Annotated in this window: 21 protein-coding genes; 10 read left to right on the forward strand and 11 right to left on the reverse strand. The window is 43.3% G+C overall.

Annotated elements, in window-relative coordinates:
* Positions 1–3: 3 nt before the first annotated feature.
* The gene (locus tag FGL37_RS19505) at positions 4–1,209 is read right to left on the reverse strand and encodes a metallophosphoesterase family protein (RefSeq protein ID WP_028069481.1); all 1,206 of its coding nucleotides are present in this window, start codon (positions 1,207–1,209) and stop codon (positions 4–6) included.
* A 276-nt stretch (positions 1,210–1,485) separates the two neighbouring features.
* Here FGL37_RS19505 and FGL37_RS19510 point away from each other — a divergent pair, with 276 nt between their 5' ends.
* Positions 1,486–2,145, forward strand: a complete 660-nt coding sequence (locus FGL37_RS19510; RefSeq protein ID WP_171019312.1) for a carboxylesterase family protein — start codon at positions 1,486–1,488, stop codon at positions 2,143–2,145.
* A gap of 85 nt (positions 2,146–2,230) precedes the next feature.
* Here FGL37_RS19510 and FGL37_RS19515 read toward each other — a convergent pair whose 3' ends face one another.
* Positions 2,231–2,989, reverse strand: coding sequence for a murein L,D-transpeptidase catalytic domain family protein (locus tag FGL37_RS19515; protein WP_232048741.1), 759 nt, complete (start codon positions 2,987–2,989; stop codon positions 2,231–2,233).
* An 81-nt stretch (positions 2,990–3,070) separates the two neighbouring features.
* Complete coding sequence (locus tag FGL37_RS19520) at positions 3,071–4,090, reverse strand: L,D-transpeptidase (protein ID WP_028069483.1); 1,020 nt, start codon at positions 4,088–4,090, stop codon at positions 3,071–3,073.
* 102 nt (positions 4,091–4,192) lie between these two features.
* Between FGL37_RS19520 and FGL37_RS19525 the strand changes: the two genes are divergently transcribed.
* A complete protein-coding gene (locus FGL37_RS19525) occupies positions 4,193–4,600 on the forward strand; it encodes an NUDIX hydrolase (protein ID WP_028069484.1) in 408 nt (135 codons plus the stop codon).
* Positions 4,601–4,662: 62 nt separating this feature from the next.
* Positions 4,663–6,024, forward strand: coding sequence for an OmpA family protein (locus tag FGL37_RS19530; protein WP_028069485.1), 1,362 nt, complete (start codon positions 4,663–4,665; stop codon positions 6,022–6,024).
* Between the two features lie 234 nt (positions 6,025–6,258).
* On the opposite strand, the gene FGL37_RS19535 is transcribed toward FGL37_RS19530, so the two are convergent.
* Positions 6,259–7,311 (reverse strand): outer membrane beta-barrel protein, encoded by a 1,053-nt coding sequence (locus tag FGL37_RS19535; protein WP_028069486.1) that lies wholly within the window; start codon positions 7,309–7,311, stop codon positions 6,259–6,261.
* A 258-nt stretch (positions 7,312–7,569) separates the two neighbouring features.
* On the opposite strand from FGL37_RS19535, the gene FGL37_RS19540 reads away from it, so the two are divergent.
* Positions 7,570–8,874 carry an ammonium transporter gene (locus FGL37_RS19540; RefSeq protein WP_028069487.1) on the forward strand — a complete coding sequence of 435 codons (1,305 nt, stop codon included), beginning with the start codon at positions 7,570–7,572 and terminating at the stop codon, positions 8,872–8,874.
* 167 nt (positions 8,875–9,041) lie between these two features.
* Positions 9,042–9,347 (forward strand): hypothetical protein, encoded by a 306-nt coding sequence (locus FGL37_RS19545; protein ID WP_232048742.1) that lies wholly within the window; start codon positions 9,042–9,044, stop codon positions 9,345–9,347.
* A 15-nt stretch (positions 9,348–9,362) separates the two neighbouring features.
* Here FGL37_RS19545 and FGL37_RS19550 read toward each other — a convergent pair whose 3' ends face one another.
* Entirely contained in the window at positions 9,363–9,899 is a 537-nt protein-coding gene (locus FGL37_RS19550; protein WP_028069488.1) for a lipocalin family protein, read from the reverse strand.
* A 97-nt stretch (positions 9,900–9,996) separates the two neighbouring features.
* Here FGL37_RS19550 and FGL37_RS19555 point away from each other — a divergent pair, with 97 nt between their 5' ends.
* From FGL37_RS19555 to FGL37_RS19565, 3 genes are all read left to right on the forward strand, one after another.
* Complete coding sequence (locus FGL37_RS19555) at positions 9,997–10,458, forward strand: DUF4268 domain-containing protein (protein WP_028069489.1); 462 nt, start codon at positions 9,997–9,999, stop codon at positions 10,456–10,458.
* 17 nt (positions 10,459–10,475) lie between these two features.
* A complete protein-coding gene (locus tag FGL37_RS19560; protein WP_028069490.1) occupies positions 10,476–11,270 on the forward strand; it encodes a S1/P1 nuclease in 795 nt (264 codons plus the stop codon).
* A 282-nt stretch (positions 11,271–11,552) separates the two neighbouring features.
* Positions 11,553–13,340: an ABC transporter ATP-binding protein gene (locus tag FGL37_RS19565; protein WP_028069491.1), complete on the forward strand. Its 1,788-nt coding sequence runs from the start codon at positions 11,553–11,555 to the stop codon at positions 13,338–13,340.
* 24 nt (positions 13,341–13,364) lie between these two features.
* Here FGL37_RS19565 and FGL37_RS19570 read toward each other — a convergent pair whose 3' ends face one another.
* Positions 13,365–14,303, reverse strand: a complete 939-nt coding sequence (locus FGL37_RS19570) for a DMT family transporter (RefSeq protein ID WP_037533058.1) — start codon at positions 14,301–14,303, stop codon at positions 13,365–13,367.
* 160 nt (positions 14,304–14,463) lie between these two features.
* Here FGL37_RS19570 and fabV point away from each other — a divergent pair, with 160 nt between their 5' ends.
* Entirely contained in the window at positions 14,464–15,666 is a 1,203-nt protein-coding gene (gene fabV / locus FGL37_RS19575; protein WP_028069493.1) for an enoyl-ACP reductase FabV, read from the forward strand.
* 133 nt (positions 15,667–15,799) lie between these two features.
* Here the strand turns inward: fabV and FGL37_RS19580 are convergent, their stop codons facing one another.
* Complete coding sequence (locus FGL37_RS19580; RefSeq protein ID WP_028069494.1) at positions 15,800–16,984, reverse strand: MFS transporter; 1,185 nt, start codon at positions 16,982–16,984, stop codon at positions 15,800–15,802.
* 52 nt (positions 16,985–17,036) lie between these two features.
* The gene (locus tag FGL37_RS19585) at positions 17,037–17,288 is read right to left on the reverse strand and encodes a hypothetical protein (RefSeq protein ID WP_138096966.1); all 252 of its coding nucleotides are present in this window, start codon (positions 17,286–17,288) and stop codon (positions 17,037–17,039) included.
* A gap of 152 nt (positions 17,289–17,440) precedes the next feature.
* Between FGL37_RS19585 and FGL37_RS19590 the strand changes: the two genes are divergently transcribed.
* Positions 17,441–17,851: an OsmC family protein gene (locus FGL37_RS19590; RefSeq protein WP_028069496.1), complete on the forward strand. Its 411-nt coding sequence runs from the start codon at positions 17,441–17,443 to the stop codon at positions 17,849–17,851.
* A 672-nt stretch (positions 17,852–18,523) separates the two neighbouring features.
* Here FGL37_RS19590 and FGL37_RS19595 read toward each other — a convergent pair.
* The 3 genes from FGL37_RS19595 to gyrA all read right to left on the reverse strand — a co-directional run bounded on the left by FGL37_RS19595 (position 18,524) and on the right by gyrA (position 23,449).
* Positions 18,524–19,696 (reverse strand): tetratricopeptide repeat protein, encoded by a 1,173-nt coding sequence (locus FGL37_RS19595; protein ID WP_028069497.1) that lies wholly within the window; start codon positions 19,694–19,696, stop codon positions 18,524–18,526.
* A 2-nt stretch (positions 19,697–19,698) separates the two neighbouring features.
* Complete coding sequence (locus FGL37_RS19600; protein WP_037532930.1) at positions 19,699–20,799, reverse strand: tetratricopeptide repeat protein; 1,101 nt, start codon at positions 20,797–20,799, stop codon at positions 19,699–19,701.
* A gap of 94 nt (positions 20,800–20,893) precedes the next feature.
* Positions 20,894–23,449, reverse strand: a complete 2,556-nt coding sequence (gene gyrA / locus FGL37_RS19605; RefSeq protein WP_028069499.1) for a DNA gyrase subunit A — start codon at positions 23,447–23,449, stop codon at positions 20,894–20,896.
* Positions 23,450–23,555 lie beyond the last annotated feature (106 nt).

The following is a 23,555-nucleotide window of genomic DNA, read 5'->3' on the forward strand; positions in this document are numbered from 1 at the left end:
CAATTAAGAATTTAGTATTTCGCGGAAAAGGTCGAGGATGTCGTCGTTTGGTGCCTGATTGGCATTTTTTGATCTGAAGTAGTCCTTAAACAGCGTTGAAATATCCTCTGTCAGACGAATTTCTTTTGTGTCGGGGGCATTTGTTTCCTCCTGTTGTACCACAGGGATCAGATAAACGATGCCCGGATGGGTCTGATAGATCAGCCTGCGGTCTTCGGCTTTCAGGAAGGTAGTGGATCTCAAGGTGAGTTCCACCAGCGCATCCCGATTGTCGGATAGCCAGCCGACACATTCGGCAATATCGTCAAATGATTTCCGGATCAGTGGTTTTCCCTGTGTTAATGGGATGCGTTCGACCGAGACATTGGTGGCTGGTACGGCATTGATCATAGCGACGTATTTGGTCTGCCCCGCTTCCGAAAAGCTATAACATAGTGGAGACGAGGCATAAACAGCGGGCTTGTCTACCGTGCCGATGTTTTTATACCCGTGTATATGACCTAAGGCCGTATACTGAATCTGCGGTGGGATGGACTCCGCATAAATCAGGTCGGCGTTTCCTATTTTAATCGGCTTTTCGCCATCAGGCTCCTCGAGTAAAGCCATGCCGTATTTATTCATATAGAGGTGAGCTGTCAGTATATTGACACCCTGGTCATCACAATAGTTTTCTGCCAACTGCTTCCAGTTGGCTGCCAGCGCTTTATTCAACTGTACTTCTTTGTCTTCACCCAGATACTGCTTGAGACGGATTTCGTTGGCATATGCTGTATGAATGATTCGGATAGGATAGTCAAAGTGGTTGATCTGTAGCTCAATAAAACCCTTGTCCGAGCGCAGAACGGAAAAGCCTTCGGTGGTAAACGGAGCTACCATAGCTTGTGGGTGTCCGATCAATATGATACCTGATGCGCGCGCCAAAGGGTCGGGGGCATCGATCAGGTTAGGTGAGTCATGGTTGCCGGCGATCGCGATGACGGGGCGCATGCCGTTTTTCGCCAGCCTTTTGATGGTCCTGTAGAAGAGTTCAATGGCCTCAACGCCCGGGTTGAATGCGTCAAAAAGATCACCGGCGATAATAATAAGATCGGCATCCTGCTCGTCAGCCAGCCGAATGATTTCTTCCATCACTGCAATCTGCTCATCCATCCGCGAAAAGCTGTCCAGTCGTTTCCCTAAATGCCAGTCGGCGGTATGCAATATTTTCATGATGTCGATTGATATTAGCGTCAATAATACAAACTAAGATAAATTTGGTCTGATATGCAATAAAATTTGCATATCAGACCAGTTTAACCCATCGTGAAGACGTCCTATCTGCGCTTTTGTCCATGGTATAACAGGTATGGGTAAAATGTTAAAAGTTGTTAAATGCGATGTCTAAAAATCATTAAATTGTATTTTTAATGCTCCAAATTAAGCTAAATAATCGTAGACGAAATTAGTATTATGTATAAGTTTTATTTCTTTTTGTGCGTTTTAACTATGTTTTTCAGCTCGTTAGGCGCACAGGAAATACAGGCGATACGGGGCGAAACTGCGTATCCATTTCTACTGAAAAATGTCAATTCAGCTGAGAATCTGGAAAAACAGCCACTTTTCGTATTTCTTCATGGAAGGAGCTTGTCGGGAAGCAATCTCGACCGGGTAAAACGCTATGGCGTTCTCTATGCTATAAACAAGGGGCAAGAGGTCCCCGGTATCGTTGTGGCTCCCCAGTCGCGAGGAGGCTGGGATCCGGACAAGGTGATCGAAATAGTGGATTATGCCATTGAGCATTATAATGCTGACCCAGAGCGTATTTATGTCTGCGGTATGAGCATGGGAGGTTACGGCACCATGGATGTGGCGGGAAAATATCCTGAACGAATTGCTGCGGCTGTGGCTATCTGTGGCGGCGGATCCAGTCAGTATGCAGTCAACTTAACACAGGTGCCAATCTGGCTACATCATGGCACTGCTGACCGGGCGGTCCCTATTTCTGAATCGCGTAAGATCATGAATGCAATAAAGAAAGCAGATCCGGATGCTGAGGTTAGTCTGAATGTCATCAAAGGTGGTACACATGGTAGTGTGGAACGTCTATTTCACGATGATGCGATTTATAATTGGATGTTAAAATTCAGAAAAAAACATAAGTCTTAATGCGCTGAGGTGGGATGAAAATTTAGTGCTATGAGGCTGGCCATAAAAAAATCCTGATGAATTCGTTCATCAGGATTTTTTTATGCTATCCTTCATCTGCATGGACTGCCTGTTTCTTTTGATAATGCGCCATCAAAATGTTTGGCTGATGAATCAGACGGCTCTTGGCCAAATATTCATCGTTATCTGCATAGATAAACAACAGTGTCCCGTCCTTGATAGTATTGATGATGGGGCCGGCATATTCTCTGGGCACTGCCGGACAACCGTAGCTTTTACCCAGTCTGCCAAGGCTTGCAATGGTGCCTGTACTACAGTAATCTGCACCGTGCATCACTACGTAGCGTGCTTTGGCATTGTCATTTATCCCTTCTTCCAGACCATTTAATACCAAAGAGTAGCCATTTTCACCATCATAAGTATTTTCTGTCACAAAAAAGCCTAAAGAACTTTTTAGCGATTCCTGCTGATTTGAAAAATCCACGGCATAATTTTCGCCGCTGTTCTTACCGTGCGATACCAAGGTATGGAACAGCACCTTTTTGTTTTTTAAATCGAGTACAACGAGCCTTTTTTCGGTAGAAGCCAAGGAAAAATCGATGACTGTCATAATATCTTTATTATGTGCTGGAATTTCCTTTCTGCCTTCCATTGCCTGTCGGAATGCCTCATATTTTAATACAGGGCTTAGGTTCATTTCGTCATATAGCGAATCTACTTCTGTTCGCTGACGTTCGACATTGACATGATAAATATTGGTTTGTTGATCTGTTGTTTTTAACTCTTCTTTTGAAGACAAGGCTGTATTGAGTGCCATCAAAAGAAACATAAACGTATTTCCCATTCTCCTCCCTTTTCTGTGTAGATGTTTACAAAAATAATATTAAAATTAATACATATTTGATTTACAGAATGTTAAATAGTGTTAATCAATAACAATTACGAGCGAAGAGAGATCTTTTGACCTTTTATAGACAAATTGGGCGTGTGACGAGGCGTTTCTAACACACATATGGGATTTGGGCGTGGTTCCCAGACTCTCACTGTATTCGATGATGCGGCCATTCGGGTCATTGACCGGAACTCCGTGGATGTAGGCACCTGCGGTGAAGCGGGTTGCGTATGGGGCGAAACCGCCGTAGGTACGCGTGCCATCTTCGAAATAGAACATCTTGGACTTGTGTTGCTGGACGACAAATAATCCGGTTGGGGTTTCTTGAGCGTGAGGGGGCTTGTGGCGACCTGTGGTGGCCGGGTTCATGCTGCGTATCAGCCATTCCTTGCCTACCTTTTCCAATGTGCATATGTTTTGGTTGCTTACATCGACGATATTGATGATGTTGAATTGTACACTGTCATTTATCAGGCGAAGGTATCTTTTGGGGACGGTGTATTTTCCCTCAAAAGATACACCGGCAATAGGTACTCTTGCTAGGGTATCCGTACCCACAACCTGCACCAGCCAGCCGTCACGTCCATAGCGTACGAGTTGGTCTGTTGTGACATCATATAGAGGTGCGGCTTGATACCGCTCGACGTTGAAACTGTCTGAAACCCGTTTGTAAGAATCACGTTTAAAGTTCTTTATTGTCGGTGCTTCACCCTTCTCATTCTGATAATTTTGTAGTACCCCATATCGGGAAGGATGGCGTTGAAAATTTTCCACAAAAGCCAGCTGTGTTTTTATCTTATCCCACTGAAAGCTCCTGATGGTATCCTTATAGGGGTAAGTGTCTTCGAGCCTGTACTTTTCGTAAAGCAGACCTTTTTTTATGATAATATCATCGGCAGTGACCATTTTAGGTTTTTCTGGCTGTTTGACGACGGGAGCTTCGTTGGAATGCTTGATAGGCTGCTCTTTGTGCACTGCGTTTTTGTGTTCCCGCTGGCAGCCCAGTGTCAGCAATAATAGGTTAAGTATAAGAGTTGCTAATCCTGGCTTCATATATGGATAATATATTCTAATTTGTTCTTATAAATATAAGAATAAAACATATTTTTTAAATGTTTTGGTAAAAAGTTAGTTTTGTCTCTTCAAGTGAAAGATATGAACAAGATCGTGATCTGTTCGGCGATGATACTGTCGCCGGCAGGCAATATGTTGATGGTACGCAAGCGGAGTTCGGCTTATTTCCAGCTGCCGGGCGGGAAAATTGCAGCTGGTGAATCAGACATGGCTGCACTCACAAGGGAGTTAAAAGAAGAGCTGGGGCTGGAAGTAGAGGTGACAGCGCTACGTTTCATCGGCAATCATGTGACACAGGCTGTGAACGAGCCGGACACGCTGGTCGAGGGGCATATTTATGCCATGACATTGGGGATGGAGACTGTCTTTCGACCTCAGGCAGAGCTGGAAGAGGTCGTGTGGATAAGTAAGGAACATTGGCAAATGTATCGGTTGGCTCATCTGGCAGCTGAGTTCGTTGTTCCGAAGTGGCTGTCGGGTGTCTTTTAGACGCTGGTTATGAACAATATAAGTTTTTGTTTGTTGATTGTTTGAATCAATAAACAAAAATTATGGAAAATCAGCTTTTAAAAGGAGCAAAGGACTATTTTAATGAGGAGGTTCTGAGCCGCCTTAGTCAGCATCTGCATCAGGATAAGGAACAGGTAAAACAGGGCGTGGACGCTGTTGTGCCAGCCTTGTTCTTAGGTCTAGGTCAACAGGCGGAAAGCGGCGGTATTGCAGGTATTTTAGATCGTGCGAAACAGCATTTTGCGGGATTTGACTTCGATAATCTCTTTGGTGGCAATTCGTCTGCTACGCAAGAAACTGAAGTGCCTGCCGCGGAGTCGGGCGGCATGCTCAGTTCTATATTGGGCGGCGGGCTCGAAACGGTATTGAGCAGCTTGGGAGGCTATCTCGGCTTTAGCGGTTCGGTCATACAGCAGCTGATGCAGGTGTCGCTTCCTGCTGTCTTTTCCAGTCTGACGAATAAAGGGCAGAATTGGGACACCAGCGCCATAACCCAGCATTTGCGGGAAAATAAAGCGTCGTTTGCCGCTGCTGTGCCGGCCGGTCTGGGCCTGGGGGCATTTGGGAAGTTATTTGATGGTGGGGTCTTTTCGGCTCCCGATGAACCTGTCTCCAACATCGGAGCAACAGCAGGCGATTCTGGCAGTATATCTGGAGGGGCTGGCAGAATAGATCCCGCAACAGAATTGGGCGCGCATAAGGAACCGCTGTCTCTGCCGAGGTCGGATGACGCAAAAGCGGCAATGACGACGGCAAATTCCTCGGGCGGTGGCTGGTGGAAGATTGTGGTTGCGTTGATTGTTGTGGCCGTGCTATGGTTTTTATTTGGCAAAGGCTGCAGTGGTGGCAAAAAGGATGGTGCAACAGATACCAGCACAAATCAGGTGCAGCTTGATTCGGGAGCGGTCGCCGGCACGAATCCATCTACGCCTGCGCGCCAGCAGCTTGATGTGGATTTGCCGGATGGCAGTAAGTTAACCGCTTTTAAAGGTGGTATCGAAGACCGTCTGGTGCAGTTTCTGAAATCCGATTATATGGCCCTAGGTGAAGATTCCTTAAAGAATACTTGGTTTGATTTTGACAATCTCAATTTTGAAACCGGAACCGCAAAGGTTTTACCTGAGAGCGAGGTGCAGCTCCGCAATTTGGTTGCCATCCTCAAGTCTTTTCCCGCTGCGCATGTCAAAATCGGTGGGTATACCGACAGGACGGGCAATGAGGAATATAATAAAAAACTGTCGTTGGACCGTGCCAACGCTGTAAAAGATTATCTTGATAAATCGGGACTTGCTAAACAGGTTGTCGGGGCGGAAGGATATGGTTCGCAATTTGCGAAGTATCCTGCAGACGCTCCTGAAGCAGACCGGATATTGGACCGGCACGTTTCGGTCAGTGTACGATAACGTTTTTGGATCTGCTGCACAGGCAGCAAGATACGTCGTGCTGCCGTACAGGCTGAATGCCCTGCGGTGGACTGTTGTGCGATTTTAGGCCCCAACAAAAAGGGGAGCGGTATCCTCCTGATGGCCGGATGCCGCTCCTTTTTTTGTATTACTGACTCCATGCGCTGTACTGCATGTGCTATTTTATCTTGAACAAATAGCAGCTGGGTATATACTTACGTCGATAAGTGTGATTTAGAAGCTATACACACAGGCTAATAAAAATTGGCCAGCAGATTTGGTCGGAGAAAGATCATTTTTAATAAATTTTTCCCGGTTGCTTCTGTCTATCCGTACTTCCGGAATAAATTTAAACCCGTGATAATTATATTCTGCAGTTAGTGTCGTTGCCAACATATTGGCGCTTTCAATACCATTGGCTTCCTCTTTATGAGTCTGGAAAAACTCTTCACGAAGTCCCAGTCCGAAGTGCTCAGAGAAATGGTAGCGTGGATAAAGCGCTACGCCGGTATAGCCACCATCATCCCTTTTTTTGTAATGAGTGGCATTCAGGCCTAAATAAAATTTAGACGTAAAGTCGTAATTGCCTACAAAATCAACAAGAGTTCCCGAGCTATAGTTTGATTTGCCGCCGGCTGAAGATCCTGTCAGGAAGTTGAGGTAAAAGCTACCTTTCTCGTTTGGTCTGTACGTTAACTGGGAACCAACATGAGAAACGCCGTTCATGTCCTGATAGACATTCCAGTCATTAAAAATACCGACCATTAGCGCAAACTTATCGGAGAAGCTATAGGTCGCTTTCAATCCGGCATCCTGGAAGGGGCCGGCGCCAAATAGATAGGAGGTGGAGTAATGAAAATTATATGTTGGAGAGATAACTTCAAATCCCACGAATGTACCCATAAAACCAGCTGTAAGATTGAGTTTGTCTGTAAGATTATATCCTATGTATAGATTCTGGATATGGAAACTGTTTTTATCATCTCCGGGCTGGCCATCGCCATTCATAATGGACCGGTATTGTCCGCGTGGGCCAAAAGAAAGTTCACCAACAAAAGAAGCTTTCTTGAAACTCTTTTTTAAGGCTAGATCAACCATTCCAATAGACACGGAATTGTTGTCTTCAGTAAAATAGGTATTGATGTTTGGTTTGTTCTGGAAGTCATATTTCCAGTAAGTATCTACTGATCCTGATATTTCTAATGGTTTTTCTTTGTTATCTTCTTGTGATTTTAGAGTTTTTACAGAAAATATCAAGAAAAATAGAATTAGATAGGTGTTTTTCATGTCTTTTTTGGTTTAAGTTTGATGTTTTTAATTTTATTTGTGTTTTAAAATGGCTGTTTTTAGGGTTTTTGTGTGGTTTTTGTATTTGTTTTTGTGAAATTATGTAAAAAAAATAACAAAAAATAATTTTTGATACTATTTTTTTAATAAAAAGAGTTTATATTTGTCAAAACAATAAATGAGAAAGGGTTTTTGTTTTGTTTTTGTATTTTTTTAACAACTTTATTGATGTATTAATAAGCTAATCAGTTTAAACAAATGAAAAAAATTATTCCACTTTTGGTTCTTGTACTTTTGGGTGTACTAGGACTTTTATTTCCCTCCATAGATTTGACTGCACTTGAGAAAGTGGAGTTTGATACAGGAGATACCGCATGGCTGCTGACTTCGTCGGCATTGGTGCTGATCATGACTCCGGGACTGGCATTTTTTTACGGTGGTATGGTGAGCAAAAAGAATGTTATTTCGACCATGATGCAAAGTTTTATCTGCATGTGTCTGATGACTATTCTCTGGGTTATTTTCGGTTTCAGTTTGGCGTTTGGTGAAGATATTGGCGGTATTATCGGTAATCCCGCGACCTTTTTTATGATGAAAGGCACGCTTGGGGAGGTCGCATGGGGCGCTTTACCAACAATTCCGTTGGTGCTGTTTGCTATGTTCCAGCTGAAATTCGCGATTATTACGCCTGCGCTGATTACCGGTGCTTTTGCTGAACGGATTCGTTTCAATTCATATATGTTATTTATTATTCTATTCGGAATTTTTATATATATGCCGCTAGCACATGCGACTTGGCATCCAGAAGGTATATTGGCAAAATTTGGCGTACTTGATTTTGCCGGGGGCACTGTAGTCCATATGTCCGCGGGTTGGGCAGCGTTGGCTGCGGCTATCTATTTAAAAGGGCGTAAGACGCAAACGCATAATCCGGCGCGTATTACCTATGTTATTCTGGGCACAGCATTATTGTGGTTTGGCTGGTTTGGATTCAATGCAGGGTCAGCAGGAGGAGCCAATAGTCTGGCAGCTTATGCCTTTGCGACGACGACGACGGCTTCAGCGATGGCGGCCATGGCCTGGATATTTGTGGATATCATCCGAGGCAAAAAACCATCCGCAATGGGCGCATGTATTGGCGCTGTCGTTGGACTTGTTGCCATTACACCGGCAGCTGGTTTTGTTAGTATACCGCATGCGATGGTCATTGGTTTAATTGCCGCGCTGGTCAGCAACCTGGTTGTCTATTTGCGCAGTAAAACCAGCATAGATGATACACTGGATGTGTTTCCATGTCATGGTGTAGGGGGGATGGTCGGTATGATACTGACTGGGGTGTTTGCGCATCACAATGTCAATCCGATTGTAGCTGACAATGGTCTATTCTTTGGTGAAACAAAGCTGTTTATCGTTCACACGGTAGCGCTATTTGCTGTGTCCTTCTTTGCCTTTGTAGGGTCTTTGATCCTTCTGAAGGTGACGGATCTCATTTCGCCTTTACGTGTTGAGGAAACGGAGGAAGAGCTGGGCCTTGATGTAACCCAGCACGCTGAAGCGCTCTAATACCGTTCTTTTTGAATAAGCAATCCCAAACAAAGCGTTGAAACTGCTTTGTTTGGGATTTTTTTTGCATTTTTGCTCTGTTTGGTTGTTCGTCACAAGGTCTGGAAATACGTCGCCCTGCAGTCTGAACACATTTTGGCCGAAAGGTTTTATAACGAGTTTTATTGATGAAAGATGCTATAAAAGAAACACTGCGTTCTGATTTTGAGAAAATGATGCGCCATTCATTACAGAAGAGTGGCGAATTTGGTTTCCACATATTCGGCGATTATGCTGTATCTGTTCTCAACTTTTATGTCGGCAGTTCGATTTTGTTGCCCGAAGATAAACATGAGGCGGCTTTATTTCTGGCAAATTTATACAATGCCGGTGTCAGAAACCGCATTAGCCAAAAGGACCTCCACGAGATTGCTGAGGTTGTGGCCGGGGATCCGACATTGAATTATCAGGTGATTGCTCCAATTTTTGACTAGCGTTTTGTCCAGACATCAATGTTTTGTCCACACAAGCTTACCGGTTTCGTATCCGCATTGCAATGCATACGTTAAGAATTCATTTTTGATCTTATCCGGGATTTCGGTATCTCTTCCTAAAATCCACATATAATCGAGGTTGTCGCCGAAAATAAGAGCGTATTTGTAATCTGGAGTTATTCTGACAATGTTATATCCGCTATAAAATGGGCCGAAGAAAGATACCTTCAGGGCACCTTTCTGTGGCCCATTGACAAACTTTGCTTTGCCGAGAGATTGCTTCCAGCGTTCTTTTTCTTCGGAATACCCTTGATTGTTGACACGGATGCTTCCGTCCTTATTTTTACTGTATTCGGCCGTGACCTGACTGAGGCCTCTTTCCCATCGGAAGTCAAGACGGGCTATCTCATACCATTTTCCGAGATATTTATCGAGGTTAAAAGGCTCGACGACATCAGGACGTGATACGACGGGTTTCAATGCATTGTAGGCCACAGTGCCAAGCGCCACCGCACCAAGCAAGAGTAAAGACTTTTTCTTATCTAAGTTCATTTTTTTTATCCTTTGTTGGTAAAACAACAATTTAAATAGCGTTATGGTTTAAGCATCCCAAGCTATTTTCTTAATTTTGTGACTTAAAAATAGAAATGTGTACTCTAGAGAGGAAGTAAAGCAGATAAAACAACTATTCTGGACTAAGTTTGGCCAATTTATGGTTTTGCACCCGTCAGCGGACAGGGAGAAAGTGAACTGGGTTAACTACAAAACCGGAATTAAGCACTTGTACTTCAGGATGGATGCTGACAAAAACGAGGCGAAGATTGCGATCAGCTGGTCACAGCCGGATGCTGGAATCCGTGCTTTGATGGCGGAGCAATTTATGCAATTCAAGGCTGTGCTCCACGCGATTCTAGGAGAAGAATGGACATGGGAAATGGATGGCCATGATGAATATGGCAGACCGGTATGTCAGATTTACACGGTACTGGAAGGACACAGTATTTTCGATGAATCAGAATGGGGCACACTGATCTCATTTTTTAAATCGAGAATTATTGCGCTGGATGAATTTTGGTCGGACGCAAAATATGCTTTCAATATTTTCAAATAATTATAATAGATAGAACAATGAAAAAAATGATTAAGGGGATGCTTGCTCTCGTGTTGTGTTTTCAGCTTTCATCGGTATTCGCCTGGGGGACGATCGGGCACCGTGTCGTGGCCGAAATAGCTGAACGCCATTTGAATAAAAAAGCAAAGAAGAAGATTGGAAAAATCATTGGACAGCAGAAATTGGCTTATTGGGCGAATTGGGGTGATTTCATTAAATCAGACCCAAGGCCAGAATTTAAAAAGCTTGGCAATTCTCATTTTATCAATTTAAATGCAAACTTGCCCTGGGCCGAGTTCCAGTTGGGCTTGGATAATTCTGCAGATGAAAATTTGTATAAGACAGCTATCCATTTGGAGAAATCTTTCGCAGATAAAACAATCTCTATGGAACAGCAAAAACAGAATCTCTACTTCCTGATCCATATTTTAGGGGATGCACATCAGCCCATGCATGTCAGTAGGGCAGAAGATCAGGGCGGAAATAAAATTGAAGTAAGCTGGTTCGGAAAGAAATCGAATATCCATCGTGTTTGGGATAGCGATTTGGTGGACAATGAGAAATACAGCTATACGGAATACGCGACGGTGCTTGACGTCAGAAGCAAAGAGGAGAACAAAGAGCTTGCGGCGGGAGAACTGTCCAACTGGCTGTACGAGTCTAACCAGCTTGCTGAGAAAATTTATGCGGATGTAGCCAATAATGCTAACTTATCGTACTCCTATGTTTACCAGAACAAGGATGTTATGGAGCAATGTTTGTTGAAGGGCGGGCTGCGGCTTGCTAAGGTGCTTAATCGTATTTTTGGATAACTTTGCCTCCGATATCATCAGGACTTGGCCGTGTCAGAAATTTTTGATACGGCCTTTTTTCTGCGGTTCCATTTTTTTTATACTCTTTCCTTAGCCTTCGGCGTGCCAAGTGAGCTCTACGGGATAAGAACCCTCTGACTGTGTTTGGCGCGTCAGTGCTTGTGAAGGCTTGAAGGATTTTTGCTTATTGTGCCTTACGGCCGATAAAATTCTATAATTTCTATTTACCTTTAAACCAAGTGTGGGCTTTATTTGTTTCACTTTTATAATCGCCGGTGTTTCATGACTATTCTACAGCTGTTTAAAAAAATAATTCCTTTTGCCCGTCCGTACCGCAGATTGATCATTTACACCCTACTGTTGACTGTCGTTGGGTCATTTGCCGCACAGATCAATGCATTTATTCTCCGCTACACAGTGGATTCGATCAACGCGCTGATGATCGCCAAGGAACTATTGTCCAAAGGGCTGTATATTGTCGGTATCATCAGTTTTGTGCTGATGCTTAAAGAGGTAGTCTATGCCTTAGTGCAGTTTGGGCAGAAATTTTATGGCGAGAAATTACGGATTTATATTGCGCGGGATTTTTCACAGGCGATTGTCAGCCGCGTCCTGAGCTATAAACTTGCATTTTATACCTCTTCGGACAACGAAAGCGGAAAGCTGGCGACGCGAATCGATGCGGGCATTAGTTCATTGACCCGCTTGGTCCAAAATTTCTTTATTGATATTCTACCGCTATTTGCCAATGCTATCATTGCGTTGGCTTGCATGTTTTATGCCAATGTCTATGTCGGTCTAGTGGGGCTGGCGGTGATCCCGTTATATCTTTACATCAGCCAGTCACAGGCAACAAAACTTTCGGGTTTTAGGCGGCAGATGCGAAACTACCGTGAATCAAAAAACAATCGTATCATTAGTTTGATTGATTCTATTTTGGTTATCAAGTCGTTTGTCCGCGAACCTGAAGAGGCTGCCCGGCACGAAAAGATTCAGTTTGAAATGACGGAAAATCAGATGCAGACCCGTAAAACGAGTTTCCTATATGATAGCATCAAAAATTTTGTCGAACAAATTGCAGTAGTCATCATTATCGTATTGACAGCCTATCTGGTATTGTCAGCACAGATGAGTATTGGCGCGATCATGTTTCATATTATGCTGTTTAATAACGTGTCGGCACCGATTCGGCAATTGCACCGCATTTATGACGAAGTAAACGATGCGCTGATCTACTCTGAATCCTTTTTTGAGATTTTGGAAGCGGATGAACAGATCGAATCGAGAGGCACTAACCGTCCAGCACGCATTAAGGGGAATCTGGAATTGAAAAATGTATCTTTTGCATATCCCAATGGTACATTGGCTTTGAAAAATGTGAATTTTTCGATACGGCACAACGAAATTACGGCTTTGGTAGGCCTCAGTGGAGCGGGTAAGAGTACAGTGATCAATCTGCTGGACAAATTTTATGAGCCTTCGCGCGGACAGATAATTCTGGACGGCGTGGACCTGGCCGATTATGACACGGCATATCTGCGCGAACATGTCGGCATGGTACTACAACGTAATCATATCTTTAAAGGGACGATATACGAGAACATCGCCTACGGTAAAATAGGGAGTTCAAAAGAAGAAATTGTCGAGGCAGCCAAGAAAGCCTATATTCATCAACAGATTATGGAATTACCAAAAGGATATGAGTCGGATGCTCAGCTACTATCGGGGGGACAGCAGCAGCGTATTGCCATTGCGCGCCTGTTTTTGAAAAATCCTCCCATTATCTTCTTGGACGAACCTACGGCTAATCTGGATGCTATTGCTACTGAACAGATCAAAAACAGTCTGGATGCCATTAAAAGGGACCGTACGGTCATCATTGTTTCACATAGCATATCGCAAATTATCGATTCGAATATGATTGTAGTGATGGAGAGGGGGCGGGTCGTTGAGCAGGGCAAGCATGAGGATCTCTATGCTCGCAAAGGCACGTATTACGCTATATTTTCTGCGATGGCAAATAGTTTGAACCTCGGTAAGATCAGCAAGACACTTTCCTTCGACAAATGATCCGTCGGCACACACTTGGCAGCTTCAGCCTGACCGGCTATGGAGAATCATTCCGGCGACTACCAGAACAATACCTGCGCAGGAATATATATTGGGGAATACAGCATGTAGCAGGATAATCTCCCCAAAAAGGGTAAAAATTACTTCCGCGGCCTGCGTTGCCTCGACGGCGGCAAGCGCATTGTGGTTGGTATGCACCATATCTGTAGCGGTGAAAAATAGCAAGGTGGCAACAATACCTGAGAATAGGGCAACCATGGCTGTCTGAAAAAGTTGCTGATTCGTCGGCCAGCCACTTTCAACATATGCAAAAGAACTCAATATAATCCAAAAGGGCATACTACAGAGCGTCATGCCCAGTGTGCGCTGGAAAGCATCCAGCCTGTTGCCTGTTATGTTCATCATTTGGCGGTTGCCCAGAGGATAGGCTATGGCTCCGACCAATACTGGAATGCTTCCGAGTAATATTGAACGCAGAGAAGTACGCTGGGCTTCGGTAATCTGCATGAGAAGAATGCCTATAAATATTATAAGCGAAAAGAGAAGCGACCCTTTGGATATGGCCCTTCGTTGCCCTTTCTTTTCCAGTAAGGGGCCTATAAACATACCGGCAATAATCGTAAATTCGAAGGTGCTTGCAACCAGCCAGGAGGGGCCATAACTTGCTCCAAATGTCAGGGTGGCATAGAATAGTCCGAAACCTACCGTACTCCAAAGTAGCCATTTTCCGACATTGGCTTTTATTTCATTCAAAAGGCCAGACAGATTGCCTCTCAAACAGACTATAATGAATAACACCGGCAGCATCCAGATAAAACGGAGCGCAGCCGTCCACTGCCAGCTGCCACCTGATACAGCCATAATACGGTTGAGCACAAAGGTGCTGGCGAAGAAAAAGGCCGCAAGGATACCTAAGAAAAGTGCTGTACGTTTACTTTTTTTTGTTGTAAATTGGAATGGCATAAATAAATAGGACGTATGTTTATTTGCTTCTGTGAAAGTAAGCAAATGCATGTTCATTTCGAAATGAAACAAAAAGTAATTGATTTTTATGGCGATTTTCTCATTTAAAATTCCTTATTTTGCCTAATCAATAAAACAAGTAGTAAGAAAATTAATCAAGATGATTATACAACCAAGAACTAGAGGTTTTATTTGTTTAACCTCGCATCCACAAGGGGCTGCGCAAAACATTAAAAATCAAATTGAATACGTGAAATCAAAGGGTGAGATCGCGAACGGGCCAAAAAAAGTATTGGTTATCGGTGCTTCTACAGGCTTTGGTATTGCATCCCGGATTTCTGCAGCATTTGGTTCTGGAGCTGCTACAATCGGTGTGTTTTTTGAGAAGCCTGCAGCAGAAGGCAAACCCGGAACTGCCGGTTGGTATAATTCAGCTGCATTTGAAAAAGAAGCTCATGACGCTGGATTATATGCTAAAAGCATTAATGGTGATGCATTTTCAGATGAGATCAAACAGCAGACGATTGATCTGATCAAAAAAGATTTAGGACAAGTAGATTTAGTGGTTTACAGTTTGGCATCTCCACGTCGTACACACCCGAAAACTGGTGTGGCGCATGCGTCTGTGCTAAAACCAATCAAGGAGCCGTTTACCAATAAGACAGTAGATTTTCATACAGGTATTGTGTCAGATATTACAATTCAACCTGTTAAAAACGAAGAAGATATTGCTAATACCGTAGCTGTCATGGGTGGAGAAGACTGGAAGTTCTGGATCGAAGATTTAAAAGCTGCAGGTGTTCTTGCAGAAGGGGTGAAGACAGTAGCTTATTCGTATATTGGTCCTGAACTGACTTATCCAATCTACCGTAACGGAACAATAGGTCGCGCAAAAGATGATCTGGAGGCTACTGTTCCTGCAATTAACGACATATTAAACGATATTCATGGTGTCGCTTATGTATCTGTGAATAAGGCGCTGGTTACGCAATCAAGCTCAGCGATCCCTGTAGTACCCTTGTATATTTCACTTTTGTATAAAGTGATGAAAGAAAAGGGAATTCACGAGGGCACGATTGAACAGATGCAACGTCTGTTTGCAGAGCGTTTATATACCGCCGACGGTAAGGTATTACTCGATGATAAAGGCCGTATCCGTGTGGACGATCTGGAAATGCGTGCGGATGTTCAGGCCGAGGTTGCGGCGCTGTGGGAGAAAGCCACAACTGAAAATCTCGCTGAGATCTCGGATATTGAAGGTTACCGAAACGAATTTTTCAATCTATTCGGATTCAACTTTGACGGCATCGATTACAACGCTGATACCAATGAAATGGTATCGGTACCCAGTATTGCGGATTAGTTGACTGCAATCTTTGGAGCATGCGGCTTTTAGCGCTGCTTCCATAGTTTCATATACATGACTAAATAAGCCGCTTGGATGAAAATTCAAGCGGCTTTACGTTTTTTAGAGATCCTTATGGTAAGTAAAGATGTCAGGCGAGTTTTGTTCTTTTATGATAATATAAATTTCCCACTACGGCAAAACCGATGGCGACCATAATGGCACTGAAAGGGTAGATACTGGTCATCCCAATATTATTGGCAACGAAGCCAATCAGCGGTCCGGTAATTCCCAGCGAAATGTCAATAAATAGCCCATAGGCCGCCAGCGCTGAACCTTGTTGACTGCCGTCTACTCTTTTAATGGCCTCTACACCCAAAGCGGGGAAGACAAGCGAAAAACCCAATCCTGTCAACGCAGCTCCCGCCAGCGTCCAAATTGGATGTAAGGCAAGAGCGATGACAAGTAAGCCCAAGGCTTCCACAAAAAGGCTTACTAATGCTATGCGCAGACCTCCAAATTGGTCTATGGCCTTATTGAACACGAGCCGCGTCAGAATAAAGAAAATGCCAAATACTGTTAAACATACGGCTCCATTTTGCCAGTTGAAATACTCATAGTAAAGCGTCATAAAGGTCGAAATGCTGCCAAAACCGAGACCACCCAAAGCCAAACAGGCTCCGAACGGCGCGACAGTCAAAAGTACACGTTTGAAACTGACTGGAGCAGTTTTCTTAAACGCCACGCGGTAAGGTTTTTTTGATTTACTGTAAAAGTAACCGAGGACTCCGACAGCAAATGTGAGAATGGCCAGCGATTGGTAGTTCACATGATCAGCCATGAATACACCCAGTGGTGCACCCAGGGCTAGGGCGCCATAACTGGCGATACCATTAAAGGAAATGGCTTTGGCTGCATGTTCATCTCCCAGCTCCAATAACGCCCAGTTGATCGGGCTGGCACCGACAAGGCCTTCGCCGATACCCGTAAATAGCCGCGTCACCAACAATAGACCCAGACTTAGGAACGGTTGGGATCTGAAGAGAAAAACCAGCAAAAGAAAAATACCTGAAAGCGCAAAAAATAACATACTGCGCAATACAGATACCTTAGGACCTTTGGTATCCACAATTTTTCCAGCGTAACCGCGAAGTAAAAAGGTCGCTATATATTGTACACTGATGACCAGCCCAGCAATTATCGTATTGAATCCTAAGATTTGGTGGATGAAGATGGGCAAGGTTGCAAGTGATAGGCCGATCGTGAAGTAACCGAGAAAAGTTAAAGAAACGTAGCCTAAAATCTTTTTATTGACCTCCCGTAAAGAAACTGTCATTTTAAAAATTTTAGGCAAAAATACGTCTTTGAGCTTGTTTTCAAAAATAAAATCAATAGACTACTGTCTCTTTAATCTCACAATTCTTCTCGAGCCACTCCTGATCAAATTGTTTTGGAGACAGCTTTTTCCCCTGATAAATATAATAAACCTTTTCGGATTCTCCTTTTACCGGAGGACCGGGAATTTTGTTGATGATTTTTTCATCAGGACAGTCCTGTATGAGTACCTGACGGTTGCCCTGCTGGGTTTTACAAGCGGAGAAAGTTGCAACAAAGACACAAAGAAAGGAAAGTTTATTCATGAGTTTAGTTTTATACCCTGATAAACGTTGTTTCATCTAGAAATGCGACATAAACTATAGTACGAATGCAACTTTTTGTGCTTTGTGTTGTTTTATAGTAGGCGATGCCCTTAAAGCGGATTACAACAAACATTTGAATAAATACAATACTCATGAGAAGAAAAGCAACAGCCTTATGGAATGGCAATCTAAAAGAAGGAAAAGGAAACCTGACGACAGACAGTACAGTCCTGGACGAGACACAGTATTCTTTTTCAACCCGATTTGAAGATGGTGTCGGTACAAATCCTGAGGAATTACTGGCGGCCGCACATGCCGGTTGCTTCACCATGCAATTGAGCGCATTTTTAACAGAAGCTGGATTTGTTCCAGATGAACTCAAAACTGTATCCACTATTGTTTTTGAAAACGGAGCGATCGTACGTTCTGAGTTGGAGCTGACGGCAAAAGTACCATCCATTGACAATATCAAATTTCAGGAACTCGCTCAAAAGGCAAAAGACAATTGTCCAGTGAGTAAAGCCTTTAGTTTCGAAAAGACCTTACAGGCAACGTTGCTATAGCTAGTGTCGCTTGTTCATTTGGAGGCCTGACGGTCTTAAAAGGGGTAAAATTCCGCCAAAATGCATCATGCTGAGAACTGCGTTTGGCAGTATTTTACCTCTTAAAATTTATTGGTATACAATAATATTATATTAGAAAATCTGATTTATCGTCGTTAAAGGCCGATTTTGGATGTCTCAAATTCTAGTCTGAATTCAAGGGAAAAATCTTTCGCACTGATGTAATCCTAAATTCTTTCAAAGAGTTTTGGCGTTCCCCTAAGGTAAAGGTTTGCCGCATTGATGTAATCCCAAATTCCCTTAAAGAGTTTTGGCGTTCCCTTAAGGTAAAAGTCTGCCGCATTGATGTAATCCTAAATTCCCTTAAAGAGTTTTGGCATTACCTTCTGGGAAAAGTCTGTTGCGTTGAAGCAATCCAAAATTCCTTTAAAGAGTCTCAGCGTTCCCTTAAGGTAAAAGTCTGCCCCAGTGATGTAATCCTAAATTCCCTTAGAGAGTTTTGGCGTTGCCTTGAGGGAAAAGTCTGCCGCATTGATGTAATCCTAAATCACTTAAAGAGTTTTTGGTATCCCTTCAGGGAAAGGTTTGCCTCCTAAGATGAAAAAGCGTAGGGTTTAAGGAAAATAAAAAATCCCCAGAGATCCGGGGATTTTTATATTATACTGATTTTTATTATTCGACCTCTTTAATTTTTGCGTTAATTTCAGCAGTCTTCGCTTCGTCCTGCATGAAGACATAGTAGTTTTTCAAATTGGTCAAAGCATCGACATTCTTTGGCTGTAGCGCTACTGCTTTTTCCAAATAAGGTAATACAGGCTTTAATTCGGCCTTAATTTTGTCCACTTCGGCATTGTATTGTGCTTGGGTAAGCTTTCTGTTGTTGTTTACCTCGTTCAGCTTTTCACGTGTTTTATTCATTAGCGTGATTGCCAGATTGGTGTTGGCTTCGAAGAAATTAGGATCGGCTTCCAGCGCTTTCTTATAAGCAGCGATTGCGGCTTCGTCATTTTTCGCAGCTGATTGCGCTATTCCTAAATAATAGTTTAAATTCTTATTGCCCGGATCTTTAGCCAATTGGGATGTAATGGCATCGATGGTTTCTTTTTCGTGACCGGTAATTAAATTCAGCTCGATATTCTGCGTCATCGCTGCATTGTCATCCGGATAAGCTTCAGCGGCTTTTTTTGCATACTCTAAAGCGGAGGCTGTATCCTGTACCGACAGGTATAGTTTAGGCAGATCGACCATAATTGTTTTATGGGAAGAGAAATCCTTTCTCGGAATCAGCTCTTTATAACGTTCGATTGCGTTCTTGTAATCTTTATTGGATAAGGCTGCCACACCGCTATAATAAGTCACCAAGGTGTCTCCGGGTAGAAAGGTCAATGCCTTTGTGAATGAGTTGTATGAATCAGCATATTTCTGTGCCTGATATTCCTCCGCGCCAATATTAAAGTTGTACTGCCCAAGAATTTGTTCAGCCACGGTAATATTAGCTTTATTGGCACCGTCAGTATCCAGTTGCTTGGCTTTGGCAATTCCATCTTCAGCTAATTTTGCCAATTCGGCAGATTTGTCTATTGTGGATAGGTTGGCATTGACCAAAGCATATACTGTCCATGCTTCCGCATTATCTTTTGTTTTTTCGTGGACAACAGCAGCATCAATAGCTTCTTTTGCTGACTTGAGGTTTGGTAAGCCTAGTTGGGCGGTACCAGCTTCTTTCAGCTCCTGAAATTTGGCCAGACCACTTTTTGCTTTTTTAACGTTACCTGACTGCGCAAAAGAAACTGATGTAGAAACAGTTCCGATCGCTGCTAATAATAATAGAGATTTTAAATTCATATCTATTTAACTGTTAATTGATTCAATAATAAATTTACTCTGTCCAGTTGAGACGCATCGTCAATAAGTGTATAGTATTTTGCCAAGGCCCTAAGGGCATTAACATCGTATGGTTTTACTTCGTTTGCCTTCAAAAGGTATTCAATTGTAAGATCCTGGATATCCTGGTTTGTCGGATCTTTCAATAATGTCTCCAGATTAATTAAACCTAATGCCAGATTAGACTCGTAGTTATTCGGATCTAGCCTCAGCACGTTATTATAATATTCCTTAGCTTTTTTTAGATCATTGGCATTTTGGTATGAATAACCAGCAATATAGTTTAATTCAATGTTTTCAGGTTCCAGGCGGATCGCGTCAGCAATTACGTTCAGGATCGCATCATAGGAGCCATTCGCCGTATACACATCGATCAACCGAAAGAGCAATTGTTTATTCTCCGGAAATACTGAATGTCCTTTTTCTAAAACGCTTAGAACATCTTGTTTAGTACCTCCCAAACTATAAATTTGTGCTAACTCTAAAAAGTAGTTTGGCTTTGGATTCTCGCCTTTAATAAGTTCATCGTAATACCTGATCGAATTCAGATAATCTTTATTCTTGCCAGCAAGCACAGCAAGATTGTATTTAAGGTCAGCATTCTTAAATCCCAATGAATCTATGCGCAGGTAGGCTTGATAAGCTTTGTCAAATTTTTGCTCCTTTAGCGCCAGACCAGCCTGATAGGAGATAGCCCCTGCAAGATTCTGCCGGATGTAATCCATTTCTGCCGGAAAGTTACGCCGTGCTTTTTTCGCGTCCAGAAGTTTCAGCGATTTGATGGACACATCGATTGGATCTAGTTTGTACTGCTGTTTCCGTGTAGAGTCGGCGACGGCCAACGAGCTGTAAACCAATGTCCTTAAAAGATTGTTGTTGACAGAGGCCGAGTCCTTTCGGGACTGGAATGCAGCATCTGCAAACTTTCTTGCGTTTTCAAGATTTTTAAATTCGCCAGTTTTGGTATATAAAGCAAAACTGTTGCTACCCTCTTTCAGATTCGATTGGGCAGCAACAGTTAAACTACTTGCAGATATGAACAATGATATCAGTAAGTTCTTCATTAGAATAATTGATTTTTATAAGTAATGAATCCATCTTGCGTGTTTATTTAATTCAGTACTGAGCTAAATTTACGCTCATGGTAGTTCATTCAATTTATTCTTCGTTTGAATCTGTGTTTTCTTCAGAAGCAAAGCCTTCCGTAGTTTCCGGATTTCCGATTTCTTCATCAGATTCTTCTTCACGGTCTACTTTAGTGATGGAAGCAATCTCATCATTATCTTTCAGATTGATGAGTCTGACGCCTTGTGTCGCACGGCCCATGACCCTCAGTTCCTCTACCGCTATGCGGATAACGATGCCTGATTTGTTGATGATCATGAGGTCTTCAGCATCCGTAACGCCTTTTATAGCGACCAGTTCACCTGTCTTCTCCGTTACATTGATGGTTTTTACACCTTTACCGCCACGGTTGGTGACCCGATAATCTTCGATATCTGTACGTTTTCCATAGCCTTTTTCGGAAACCACCAATACGGTTGTTTCTGAATCATTTACACTAATCATGCCAATTACTTCATCTGTCTCCGAAGCTAATGTGATACCGCGCACCCCTGTAGCTGTTCTACCCATTGGACGAACGGTAGATTCATTGAAACGGATTGCCCGTCCCGAACGGAGTGCCATCACGATTTCGCTGCTTCCAGTGGTCAGACAGGCTTCGATCAATTGATCACCCTCGTTGATATTGATCGCATTGATACCATTAGCCCGCGGACGTGAGTACGCCTCCAGTGAGGTCTTTTTAATGGTACCTTTCTTGGTACACATGATAATAAAATTGTTTTCCAGATACTCCTGATCTTTCAGATTTTTAACCAGAATATAGGCTTTGATCTTTTCCTCCTTCGGAACGTTGATGATGTTTTGAAGTGCACGGCCACGTGACGTCCGGCTACCTTCAGGAATTTCAAAAGCCCGTAGCCAAAAACAGCGTCCCGCCTCGGTAAACAACAGCATATAGTTATGTGCCGAGGCTGTGATGATATGTTCGGTGAAGTCCTCTTCGCGGGTGTTGGTGCCGATGGAACCACGGCCGCCGCGTCCCTGGCGTTTATATTCTGACAATGGTGTACGCTTCACATAGCTATTGTGAGAGATCGTGATCACAATTTCTTCGTCATCAATAAAATCCTCCATCCGCATATCTTCCGCAGAATGTACGATCTGGGATCTACGTTCATCGCCATATTTTTCTTTGATTTCAATCAATTCGTCCTTGATGATTTTCATCCGCAAGGATTCATCTTCCAATACCGATTTCAGATAGTCGATTGTTTTCATCAATTCAGCGTATTCCTCTTTGATCTTATCCCGTTCCAGTCCTGTTAGGCGCCGCAGGGTCATATCCAAAATTGCGCGTGCCTGAAGATCGGATAGACCAAATTTGTCCATTAATCCAACCCGTGCATCTTCCGGTGTTTCGGAATTACGAATTAATCTGATGACCTCATCTAGATGATCCAGGGCGATCAGGTAGCCTTCCAGAATATGTGCGCGTTTTTCAGCTTCCGCCAATTCATAACGGGTCCGTCTGACGATAACATCGTGTCTGTGCTCGACAAATTCGTGAATCATATCTTTCAGATTCAGAAGCTGTGGACGGCCTTTAACTAAAGCAATGTTGTTGACTGAAAAAGAAGTCTGTAGTGCGGTATATTTAAAGAGATTGTTTAATACGACATTGGCGTTGGCGTCACGTTTGATGTCGTAAACAATGCGCATACCCGAACGGTCTGACTCGTCACGGATAGCGGAAATTCCTTCCAGCTTTTTCTCGTTAACCAATTCGGCAGTACGTTCAATCATATTGGCCTTATTTACCTGATAAGGGATTTCGGTTACAATGATCTGCTCCTTGCCTGAACTGCTGGTTTCTATTTCTGCTTTAGCACGCATGACGATGCGGCCACGTCCGGTGTTGAACGCGTCCTGCACCCCTGCATATCCATAGATTAATGCTCCGGTAGGGAAATCGGGACCTTTTATATATTGCATCAGTTCGGACACCTCAATATCACGGTTGTCGATAAAGGCCACGGTGCCGTCAATAACTTCTGAAAGGTTATGGGGAGCCATATTTGTTGCCATACCGACCGCAATACCCGAAGCGCCATTGACAAGAAGGTTGGGTATCCGAGTCGGTAATACGGTAGGTTCCTGTAGTGAGTCGTCAAAGTTATTTTGGAAGTCTACAGTATCTTTGTTGATGTCGGACAGCATTTCTTCGGCAATCTTTTTTAATCTTGCCTCGGTATAACGCATTGCCGCAGGTGGATCGCCGTCAATGGAACCGTAGTTACCCTGACCGTCTACCAAGGGGTAGCGTAAACTCCAATCTTGTGCCATACGGACCATCGTGTCGTACACGGAAGAATCACCATGTGGGTGATATTTACCTAATACATCCCCCACGATACGGGCAGACTTTTTGTAAGGCTTGCCGCTGGTTACCCCCAAGTCCAACATACCATAAAGCACACGTCTGTGAACAGGCTTCATACCATCACGCGCGTCAGGAAGGGCCCGGGATACAATGACCGACATGGAATAGTCAATGTAGGCGGACTTCATCTGGTCCTCGATATTAATTGGGATAATCCGGTCGTTTGCCGGAACAAGATTGTTGTCGTTTTCTGTTTCTTCAGCCATATGAATTTGGTTTCAATAAAACTAGTAAGCAAGCCTTATACCTGGCTTGCTACGCATGCGAAGTTACAAAAAATTAACCTCAAAAGCGAATGAATTGAGCCCTAAT

The organism is Sphingobacterium thalpophilum (genome assembly GCF_901482695.1).
Taxonomy (GTDB): Bacteria; Bacteroidota; Bacteroidia; order Sphingobacteriales; family Sphingobacteriaceae; genus Sphingobacterium; species Sphingobacterium thalpophilum.